Source organism: Paeniroseomonas aquatica, assembly GCF_030409335.1.
GTDB classification, from domain to species: domain Bacteria; phylum Pseudomonadota; class Alphaproteobacteria; order Acetobacterales; family Acetobacteraceae; genus Belnapia; species Belnapia aquatica.
Genome location: NZ_JAUFPN010000175.1, coordinates 1 through 9,728, shown reverse-complemented (window position 1 = coordinate 9,728; position 9,728 = coordinate 1). Strand labels below are relative to the sequence as shown.

The 9,728-nt window shown below is 73.1% G+C and carries 10 protein-coding genes; 6 read left to right on the top strand and 4 right to left on the bottom strand.

Going from position 1 to position 9,728, the window contains the following annotated elements; translation table 11 throughout:
• Nucleotides 1-33: 33 nt before the first annotated feature.
• Nucleotides 34-498: a cupin domain-containing protein gene (locus QWZ14_RS19085; protein WP_290318407.1), complete on the bottom strand. Its 465-nt coding sequence runs from the start codon at nucleotides 496-498 to the stop codon at nucleotides 34-36.
• The gene (gene gloB, locus QWZ14_RS19080; protein WP_290318406.1) at nucleotides 495-1,223 is read right to left on the bottom strand and encodes a hydroxyacylglutathione hydrolase; all 729 of its coding nucleotides are present in this window, start codon (nucleotides 1,221-1,223) and stop codon (nucleotides 495-497) included. The genes QWZ14_RS19085 and gloB overlap by 4 nt, the downstream gene beginning before the upstream one ends.
• Before the next feature lie 114 nt (nucleotides 1,224-1,337).
• Between gloB and QWZ14_RS19075 the strand changes: the two genes are divergently transcribed.
• The 3 genes from QWZ14_RS19075 to QWZ14_RS19065 all read left to right on the top strand — a co-directional run bounded on the left by QWZ14_RS19075 (nucleotide 1,338) and on the right by QWZ14_RS19065 (nucleotide 4,976).
• Entirely contained in the window at nucleotides 1,338-2,072 is a 735-nt protein-coding gene (locus QWZ14_RS19075; RefSeq protein WP_290318405.1) for a class I SAM-dependent methyltransferase, read from the top strand.
• An 89-nt stretch (nucleotides 2,073-2,161) separates the two neighbouring features.
• Nucleotides 2,162-3,784 (top strand): ABC transporter substrate-binding protein, encoded by a 1,623-nt coding sequence (locus tag QWZ14_RS19070; RefSeq protein ID WP_290318404.1) that lies wholly within the window; start codon nucleotides 2,162-2,164, stop codon nucleotides 3,782-3,784.
• A gap of 106 nt (nucleotides 3,785-3,890) precedes the next feature.
• Entirely contained in the window at nucleotides 3,891-4,976 is a 1,086-nt protein-coding gene (locus QWZ14_RS19065) for an SMP-30/gluconolactonase/LRE family protein (RefSeq protein ID WP_290318403.1), read from the top strand.
• 65 nt (nucleotides 4,977-5,041) lie between these two features.
• On the opposite strand, the gene QWZ14_RS19060 is transcribed toward QWZ14_RS19065, so the two are convergent.
• The gene (locus QWZ14_RS19060) at nucleotides 5,042-6,217 is read right to left on the bottom strand and encodes an acetyl-CoA C-acetyltransferase (RefSeq protein WP_290318402.1); all 1,176 of its coding nucleotides are present in this window, start codon (nucleotides 6,215-6,217) and stop codon (nucleotides 5,042-5,044) included.
• An 82-nt stretch (nucleotides 6,218-6,299) separates the two neighbouring features.
• The gene (locus QWZ14_RS19055) at nucleotides 6,300-7,364 is read right to left on the bottom strand and encodes an alpha/beta fold hydrolase (RefSeq protein ID WP_290318401.1); all 1,065 of its coding nucleotides are present in this window, start codon (nucleotides 7,362-7,364) and stop codon (nucleotides 6,300-6,302) included.
• A 691-nt stretch (nucleotides 7,365-8,055) separates the two neighbouring features.
• Between QWZ14_RS19055 and phaR the strand changes: the two genes are divergently transcribed.
• From phaR to QWZ14_RS19040, 3 genes are all read left to right on the top strand, one after another.
• Nucleotides 8,056-8,661 carry a polyhydroxyalkanoate synthesis repressor PhaR gene (gene phaR, locus QWZ14_RS19050; protein WP_290318399.1) on the top strand — a complete coding sequence of 202 codons (606 nt, stop codon included), beginning with the start codon at nucleotides 8,056-8,058 and terminating at the stop codon, nucleotides 8,659-8,661.
• Nucleotides 8,662-8,770: 109 nt separating this feature from the next.
• Nucleotides 8,771-9,250, top strand: coding sequence for a helix-turn-helix domain-containing protein (locus QWZ14_RS19045; RefSeq protein ID WP_290318398.1), 480 nt, complete (start codon nucleotides 8,771-8,773; stop codon nucleotides 9,248-9,250).
• Nucleotides 9,251-9,362: 112 nt separating this feature from the next.
• A partial coding sequence (locus QWZ14_RS19040) for a hypothetical protein (protein WP_456307257.1) occupies nucleotides 9,363-9,728 on the top strand: 366 nt, incomplete at its 3' end.

Genomic DNA, 9,728 nt, shown 5'->3' with positions numbered 1-9,728 from the left:
GGCCAATCCGGGAATCCCTAGAGTCCACAGGACCTAGGCCGGGGCTCCGACCGGCGCCCCGGGCGGCGACCAGCCCGGCGGCGCCATCTCGAAGCCGGCGAAGTCGAAGGCGGGGCTGACGGTGCAGCCCACCAGCACCCAGGCCCCGAGCGGGCGCGCCGCCTGCCAGCAGCCTGCCGGCACCAGGGCGAAGGGCGCTTCCCCGGCGCCGAGGTCGGGCCCCAGGCGTCGCTCCTCGCCGCCCCGGCCCTCCGCCCAGAGCCCCAGCGCCAGGGCGCTGCCGGCATGCCAGTGCCAGGCCTCGGCGGCGTCGACCCGGTGCCAGTGGCTGCGCTCCCCGGCCGCCAGCAGGTAGAGGATGGCGGTGCCCGCGCCGCGGCCGCCGCCGGCCGGGGCATCGCGCCAGACCTCGCGGTAGTGCCCGCCCTCGGGGTGCGGCCGGAGGCCGAGGGCGGCGATGACCGCGGCCGCCGCCAGCCCCGGGTCGCGCAGGTTCAGCGGAAATTGTCCTTGCCGGCGCGGATCGCCGCCAGCCGGGCCACGTCCCGGGCGCGGAGGAAGGGATTGGTCGCCTTCTCCTGCGCCAGGGTCGTCGGCACCGTCGCCCGGCCGGCGGCGCGCTGGGCCTTCACCTCGGCGGCGCGGGCGGCAAGCGCGGCGTTCTCCGGCTCCACCGTCAGGGCGAAGCGGGCATTGCTCTCGGTGTACTCATGGCCGCAGCAGACCAGGGTCGCCTCCGGCAGCGCCGCCAGCGCCTGCAGCGAGCCGTGCATCTGCGCCGGCGTCCCCTCCAGCAGCCGGCCGCAGCCGAGCGAGAAGAGGGTATCGCCGCAGAGCAGCACGTCGCCCTCGGCGAAGTGGAAGGCGATGTGCCCGACGGTATGGCCGGGGGTGTCGATCACCACGCCCTGGGTCGCTCCCACGGCCACCGTCTCGCCCGGCCGCAGCACGACGTCGAGCTTCGGCAGGCGGTGCGCATCGGCCGCGGCCCCCACCACCCTGGAGCCGAAGCGGGCCTGGACCCCGGCCACGCCGTCGATGTGGTCGCCGTGGTGGTGGGTCAGCAGGATCAGGTCGCAGCGCCCGCCCGCCGCCTCCAGCGCCGCGATGACCGGCCCGGCCTCGCCGGGATCGCAGAGGGCCACGGTGCCCGTCGCCTCGTCGCGCAGCATCCAGGCGTAATTGTCGGACAGGCAGGGGACGGCGGTGACGGTGACCGGCATGGCGGCTTCTCCTTCGGCGGGGCGGCGCCTCCCGCGCGCCACGCTGGCGGGGAAACGCAGGCCCGATGTGCTTGGCCCATGAAATCGGCGGGCCGATTGCTCTATATCCCTCCCATGCGTCATGAGGTCCACGGCCTGCGGGATTTCTACGCCACCCCGGCGGGGCTGGTGGCGGCCCGGCTGCTGCGCGACCGCCTGCGCCGGATCTGGCCCCGGCTGCCGGGCCAGGCGGTGCTCGGCCTCGGCTATGCCAGCCCCTTCCTCCGGCTCTGGCGGCCCGACGTGCCGGGCGGCGCCGCCCGCTGCATCAGCCTGGTCCCGGCGCACCTGCCGCATTGGCGCTGGCCGCGCGGCGACGCCAGCCGCACCGCGGTGGGCGAAGGCGAGGCCCTGCCCTTCCCCGACCTCAGCTTCGACCGGATCCTGCTGGTGCATGGGCTGGAACATGCCGAGAATGCCCGCCGCCTGCTGCGCGAGGCCTGGCGAGTGCTGAAGGACGACGGCCGGCTGCTGGTGGTCACCCCCAACCGCCGCGGGCTCTGGGCGCATCTCGAGCGCACCCCCTTCGGCCATGGCGAGCCCTATTCCGCCAACCAGCTCGAGCGCCTGCTGCGGCGGCAGATGTTCGCCGTCATCCGGCGGGAGCCGGCGCTCTTCGTGCCGCCCTTCCAGACCCGCATGCTGCTGCGCGGCGCCATGGCCTGGGAAAGGCTCGGCGCTCGGCTGGCCCCGGGCTTCGCCGGCGTCACCCTGATGGAGGCGACCAAGGATTTCTCCGAGCTCATCCCCGCCGGGGCGATGCCCACCGTGAGCCGGCGGCGGCGGGTGGTGGTGGCCGAGAGCGCCTGATGCCTCCGGCCATGCCCGCGGCCGCATCCCCGGCCGGGCGGCACGCCGTTTGCTCTCCCCGGGCAATCCACCAGCCCGGGGTCCACCGCATGTCCTTGTCACGCCGCGCCCTCCTCGGCGCCTCCGGCCTCGCCGCCCTGCCCGGCCTGCCCAGCCCCTGGGCAGTCAGCCCGGCGCAGGCGCAGGCGGCCGAACGCGTCATCCGCTACGGCATCTCCATGGCCGATATCCCGCAGACCACCGGCCAGCCCGACCGCGGCGCCGGCGCCTACCAGTTCACCGGCTATACCCTGTACGACCCGCTGATCGCCTGGGAGATGGACGTCGCCGACCGGCCCGGCAAGCTGGTCCCCGGCCTTGCCACCAGCTGGGAGGCCGACCCGGCCGACCGCAAGAAATGGACCCTGAAGCTCCGCGAGGGCGTGACATTCCACGACGGCTCGGCGTTCGACGCCGATGCCGTGGTCTGGAACTTCGAGAAGGTGCTGAACCCGCAGGCGCCGCATTTCGACAACCGCCAGGCGGCGCAGGTCCGCCCGCGCCTGCCCAGCGTCGCCGCCTGGCGGAAGCTGGATGCGATGACCGTCGAGGTCACCACCAAGGCGGTGGACAGCATCTTCCCCTACCAGCTCCTGTGGTTCCTCATCTCCTCCCCGGCGCAGTACGAGAAGCTCGGCCGCAGCTGGGAGAGGTTCGCCGACCAGCCCTCCGGCACCGGCCCCTTCCGCCTGGCGAAGCTGGTGCCCCGCGCCAGCGCCGAGCTGGTCCGCAACCCGGCCTACTGGAACCCTGCCCGCGTCCCCAAGGCCGAGCGCATCATCCTGGTCTGCGCGCCCGAGGCGGTGACCCGCAGCAACGCGCTGCTGACCGGCCAGGTGGATTTCATCGAGACCCCGGCCCCCGACATGGTCCCCCGTCTCCGCCAATCCGGCGCCCGGATCATCGAGAACGTCACGCCGCATGTCTGGAACTACCACCTCAGCCTGCTGGAAGGCTCGCCCTGGCGCGACATCCGGCTGCGCAAGGCGGCCAACCTCGCGATCGACCGGGACGGCGTGGTGGCGCTGATGAACGGCCTGGCCAAGCCGGCGGTCGGCGTGGTGGACCCCACCTCCCCCTGGTTCGGCAACCCGAGCTTCAAGATCAGGCACGACCCGGCCGAGGCGAGGCGCCTGCTCGCCGAGGCCGGCTATTCGACGCGCAATCCACTGAAGACCAAGTTCATCGTGGCCACGGGCGGCAGCGGCCAGATGCTGTCGATGCCGATCAACGAATACGTCCAGCAGTCCTGGCGCGAGGTCGGCATCGAGGTCGAATTCAAGCCGGTGGAGCTGGAGGTGCTCTATACCTGCTGGCGCCAGGGCGCGACCGGGGAGCTGGCGCGCGACGTCACCGCCAACAACGTCGCCTACGTCACCTCGGACCCGCTCTATGCGCTGATCCGCTTCTTCCACTCGAAGCAGGTCGCCCCCACCGGGGTGAACTGGAGCCACTACAGCGACGCCGAGATGGACCGGCTGATCGACACCGCGACCAGCACCTTCGATGCGGCCGAGGTCGACCGCCTCATGGCCCGCGTGCACGAGAAAGCGGTGGACGAGGCGCTGCTGGTCTTCGTCGTGCACGACACCAACCCGCATGTCGCGACCCGCACCATCCGCGGCTACACCCAGGCGCAGCACTGGTTCCAGGACCTGACGACGCTGAGCTGACGTCACCCGGTCGCGAGCAGCCGCCGCCGGGGTTGCCGCGGTCACCGTCTCCCATGCGACCCTTCCCCAGGCCGTCCGCACGAGACGGCCTGGGGAAGGAAACACCATGTCCGAGACACCACCGATCGCGCGCCGCGCGCTGGGGCTGCTCGCCGGCGCCCTGGCCGCCGGCGCCGCCGTGCCCGCCCATGCCCAGCGCAGCTACGACCGCGGCGCCGCCCCGGTCCGCTACCCCGATGCCGACATCGTCGCCATCGACCCCAAGCGCTTCAAGGCGATGCTCGGCAATACCGCCATCCGCCGCATCGGCACCCGCTACGGCTGGGCCGAGGGGCCCGCCTGGCACGCCACTGGCCGCTTCCTGATCTGGTCCGACATCCCGAACGACGAATGCCTGCGCATGGTCGAGGAGGACCACTCCGTCCATCGCCGCTTCCGCAGCCCCTCGGGCTTCTCCAACGGCAATACCTTCGACCGCGAGGGACGGCAGATCGCCTTCCGCCACTTCCACCGCGACGTGCTGCGCTACGAGCCGAACGGCACCACCACCGTGCTGGCATCGCGCGGCCCGGACGGCGCCTTCAACGCCCCGAACGACGGGGTGGTCCACCCCGAGGACGGCGCCATCTGGTTCACCGATCCCGGCTACGGCGCGCTGATGAACTACGAGGGCAACCGCACCGCGGAATCCGCCAGCAGCCCCCGCCCCTTCATCAAGGAGGCGATCTACCGGATCGATGCCGGCGGCCAGGTGGCCAAGGTCGCCGACGAGCCCTTCAAGCCGAACGGCCTCTGCTTCTCACCCGACTACAGGCGCCTCTACGTCGCCGACAGCGGCAAGTCCCACTACGAAGAGGCGAAGAACATCATCTGGGTCTACGACGTGGACGGCGCCCGGCTGAGCAATCCGCGGACCTTCTGCGACATGGAGATGGGCGGCAAGTCCGGCTTCGGCGACGGCATCCGCTGCGACGAGGCGGGCAATGTGTGGGTCGGCGCCGGCTGGGTGGGCGAGGGCTACGACGGGGTGCACGTCTTCGCCCCGGACGGCCAGCGCATCGGCCAGATCCGCCTGCCCGAGATCTGCGCCAACCTCTGCTTCGGCGGGGCGCGGCGGAACCACCTCTACATGACGGCGAGCCAGTCGCTCTACATGGTGCCGGTGGAGACGCGCGGGGCGCATTTCTGCTGACATGAAAAAGGCCGGGGGTCCCGGCACCGCCAGGACCCCCGACCCCTTCGGTCAGCCTTGGGCGATCAGACCCGCTCGAGGCACATCGCCACGCCCATGCCGCCGCCGATGCAGAGCGTCGCCAGGCCGCGCCTGGCCTCGCGCCGCCGCATCTCGAACAGCAGCGTGTTCAGCACCCGCGCCCCGCTCGCGCCGATCGGATGGCCGAGCGCGATCGCGCCGCCGTTGACGTTCACCTTCGAGGTATCCCAGCCGAGGTCCTTGTTCACCGCGCAGGCCTGCGCCGCGAAGGCCTCGTTGGCCTCGATCAGGTCGAGGCTGGCGATGTCCCAGCCCGCCTTCTGCAGCGCCTTGCGGCTCGCCGGGATCGGCCCCGTGCCCATGATCGAGGGATCGACGCCGGCGGTCGCCCAGGAGGCGATGCGCGCCAGCGGGGTGATGCCGCGGCGCTTGGCCTCCTCGGCCGACATCACCACCAGCGCGGCGGCGCCGTCGTTGATGCCGCTGGCGTTGCCCGCCGTCACCGTGCCGTCCTTTGAGAAGGCCGGGCGCAGCTTCTGCAGCACCGCGAGGTTGGTCTCGGGGCGCGGATACTCGTCGTCGGAGACGACGACGTCGCCCTTCCGGCCCTTCACCGTGACCGGGGTGATCTCGTCCCGGAAGCGCCCGGCCTGCATCGCCGCCGCCGCTTTGGCCTGGCTGGCGGCGGCGAACTCGTCCTGCTGCTCGCGGGTGATCTGGTACTTGGTCGCCACGTTCTCGGCGGTGGTGCCCATGTGGTAGCCGTGGAAGGCGTCCCAGAGCCCGTCCTTGATCATGGTGTCGACCAGCGCGAGGTCGCCCATCTTCTGCCCGGCGCGGAGCTGCTGGGCATGCGGCGCCTGGGTCATGCTCTCCTGGCCGCCGGCGACGACGATGCGGGCATCGCCCGTCGCGATCTGCTGGGCGGCCAGCGCCACGGCGCGGAGCCCCGAGCCGCAGAGCTGGTTGATCCCGAAGGCGGTGCGCTCCACCGGGATGCCGGCGGCCACCGCCGCCTGGCGGGCCGGGTTCTGCCCGGCGCCGGCGGTCAGGATCTGGCCGAGGATGACCTCGTCCACCTCCTCGGGCGCGACGCCGGCGCGCTCCAGCGCGGCGCGGATGGCGATGGTGCCCAGGGCATGGGCCGACATGGAGGCAAAGGCACCGGAAAAGCTGCCGACCGGCGTGCGCGCCGCGGAAGCGATGACGATATCGGTCATGACTGGGGTCTCCCACCCTCGATTGCTGCGGCGCAGTCTGGCCCGCCCCCCGAGGCTCCACAAGCGGGGTGCAGGCGCAAGGCTATGGCGGCAGCCCCAGGACCCACTCGAGCAAGGGCCGCCACAGCGCCGCCTCGGCCGTGCTGCCGGCCACCATGCCGATATGGCCCGCCGCCGCGTGATGCACCAGGGCGCCCGGCAGGACCCCGGCCAGCGCCAGCGCCGCGGCCGGCGGCACGATCCGGTCCCGCGCCGGCACCGCCAGGAAGCTGGGCAGCCGCAGCCGGGCCGGGACCACCGCCTCCCCGGCGATCCGCCACTCCCCGCGCGCCGGGGCATTGCCGCCGTACCAGCCGGCCAGGCACTCCCGCGCCACCGGCGCCGCCAGCGCCACGCCGTCGTTCAGCCAGTCCTCCAGCGCGACGAAGCGCCGCGCCCGCCCCGAGGCCGGGTCCACCCGGGCGAAGCCGCGGTACTTGGCAGCGATCGAGAAGGGGTCGAGCCCGGCGAAGATGGCCTGGATGGCATCGACCGGCAGCGCGCCGAGCGCCGCCAGCATCGGCTCGAGCGCCGGCAGCAGGGCGCCCACGGCCTGGGCCTGGGCCGCGTCGGCCGCCCAGAAGTCCCAGGGCGTCGCCAGCAGCGCCAGCGCCCGCACCCGGTCCGGCCGGCGCTGGGCCGCGGCCAGGGCCAGCAGCCCGCCCATGCAGTAGCCGACCAGCACCACCGGTCCCGGCACGGCGGCCAGGGCGCGTTCCAGCCGGCCGGCGACGTAATCGGTCAGGCCGAAGCCGCGCTCCAGCGGCCCCGGCTCGCCCCAGTCCAGCAGCAGCGGCCGCACCCCCTGCCCGGCCAGGAAGCGCAGCATCGTGGCTTCGGGCAGCAGGTCCAGGATCTGCGCCCGGTTGACCAGGGAGGGCACGAAGACCACCACCGGCCCGGCGCCGCCGTAGTCGAGCAGGCGGCTGCCGCCCTCGGCCCAGACCGCCGGCGGGTCCGCCAGCTCCCGCCGCCAGGGATGGCCGCGATAGGCGGCGACGCCGGCGAGGAAGCCGGCATCCGCCCGCCCGAGCGCCTGCCAGACCGCGGCGGCGAAGGCCTCAGGCCGGTGGCCGCCGGCGGCGAGGTCCGCGGCGATCCGCGCCATCCCCGCCCGGCCCGGCCTCGAGCGCGGCCAGCCGGCGTTCCAGCCCGTCGATCCGGGCCCAAAGGGCGGCGGCATCCCCGGCCCCAGCGCCGGCCCCAGCGCCGGTCCCGCCTGCGCCAGCGGCAGGCTGGCCAGCGTCGCCGCCCGCCGCAGCGCCGCCAGCCCCAGGTGCAGCACCAGGGGCCGCGGTCCCCGGCGGCCGGTCATGCCGCCGGCCCGAGGCCGGGGCCATGGCCATCAGGCCGCCGCCGGCCGCCATGGCTTGGCGCCAGAGGGCGGCGAGGTCCGGGTCGGCCGCCAGCGCCGTGATTTCCTCCTGCCAAAGCCCTATCCATTCCTCCGCCAGCCGGTCGATCCCGGGCGCGGCGGCCGGTGCCGCATCCGCCGGTGCGGCGGCCAGCGCCGCATCCGCCGGTGCGGCGGCCAGCNCCGCCGGTGCGGCGGCCAGCGCCGCATCCGCCGGTGCGGCGGCCAGCGCCGCATCCGCCGGTGCGGAGGCCGGCCCGGGGTCCGGCGCTGCGGCCGCTGCCTGCTCCGGCGTCGTCTTCCGCATGCCTGCCCCTCCACCGGTCCCGCCTCGGCGGACCCTGACGGCCCCTGGTGTGCAACGCAAAAAATCCGGCTTCCGCCCGGCCCGTCGCCACGTGCTAGGTTGCCAGGCCTGTCACGCAATAACCGCATCGGAAACGTCATGGCCGAGAGCACCGCCCGCGTTGAACCCGCGAATGACGCGACTTCGGCAGCGCCGACGCAGCCCGTCGTGGTCAAGAAATACGCCAATCGCCGCCTCTATAATACCGAATCCTCCAGCTACGTGACGCTGGAGGACCTCGCCGGCATGGTCCGCCTGGGCCGGGACTTCGTGGTCTATGATGCCAAGTCGGGCGACGACATCACCCGGTCCGTGCTCACGCAGATCATCGTCGAGGAAGAATCGAAGGGCCGCAACCTGCTGCCCGAGGGCTTCCTCCGCCATCTCATCGGCTTCTACGGGGACAGCCTGCAGACGGTTCTGCCCCGCTACCTCGACGTCGCCATGAACGGCTTCGCCCGCCAGCAGGTTCAGATGCGGCGTTCGATGGAACAGGCCATGGGCGGGTTCCTGCCCTTCCCGAGCATCGAGGAAGTCAGCAAGCAGAACATGGCGATGATGGAACGGGCGATGAGTCTTTTCGCACCGTTCCGGGCACCGGATGCCCCGCCGACCGTTGAGTCGCTGAAGGCCGAGGTCGAGTTGTTGCGGCGCCAGCTGGCCGAGGCGCAAAAAACCAAACCGGATACCTCGCGTGGGGGGTGAAGGCACTCGACCGCGCTGACCTCACGCGCTCGTCACGCGTCCCGGTGGAACGGGGACGGTGTCACGGCATTGCCCTAGGTGAGACACTCATCGGCCTAAGGGATTCACCATGCCATCGACCACCGATACGGAGGCGCCACGCGCCGCCGTTGCCAAGGTTGGCCAGCGGGCCAATGCGGCGGACCGTCACGTCGGCGCCAGGATCCGCGAGAGGCGGGTCATGATGGGCCTGTCCCAGCAGCAGCTCGCCCGCATGATCGGCGTGACCTATCAGCAGGCGCACAAGTACGAGCGCGGCCTGAACCGCATCTCGGCCGGCCGGCTGTTCGAGATCGCCCAGGTCCTCGCCGTCGCCGTCTCCTGGTTCTTCGAGGGGCTGACCGACGACGCCGAGCCCAACGAGGTGTCGCCGCGCCAGCGCATGTGCCTGGAGCTGGCGCGCAACTTCGCCCTCATCGACAATGAGAAGCACCAGGAAGCGCTGAGCCAGATGGCCCGCGCGCTGGCCGCCCAGAGCCTCGCCGAGAACCCGGCGCTGGCCGAGAGCCCGGCCGCGGCCCTGGCCGCGGAAGTCCTCGAGCGGCATTGAGCGGCCGCAGGTCTGGCCCTGGCGGCCAGACCTGCTATCCTGCCAGGCTTCGTCGACCTCCAGAGCGTGAGATCGGGCCCAAGGGTCCGGCCTCGCGCCTCGGTCCAATTGCATGAGCACGTTCCACCTGCCACTGAAGCGTCAACCTCCACCGCCCCTGCTGCGGCCGCCGCGGCGTTCCGCCCGCTTGGTGCTGATCAGCCTCGCGCTCGGGGCCGTGGGGCTGGCCGGCGGGCTGACCCTGGGCCTCGGGCTGCGGCCGCGCCCACCGGTCCCCACGGCCAGCCTTCCGGCCGCCCCCGGCCCGCCGCCGCCCATCTCCGCTGCCCCGTCCGACACCGCCGCGGCGGGCGACCTGGCCGGCCTGCGCGCGGCAAGGGAGGCCGAGGAGGCCCGGCTGGCGAGCCTGGCGGCCGCCCGCGTGGCGGCCGAGGCGGAATTGGCCGGGCTCCGCCGCGAGCTCGGCGCCGCCCGGCGC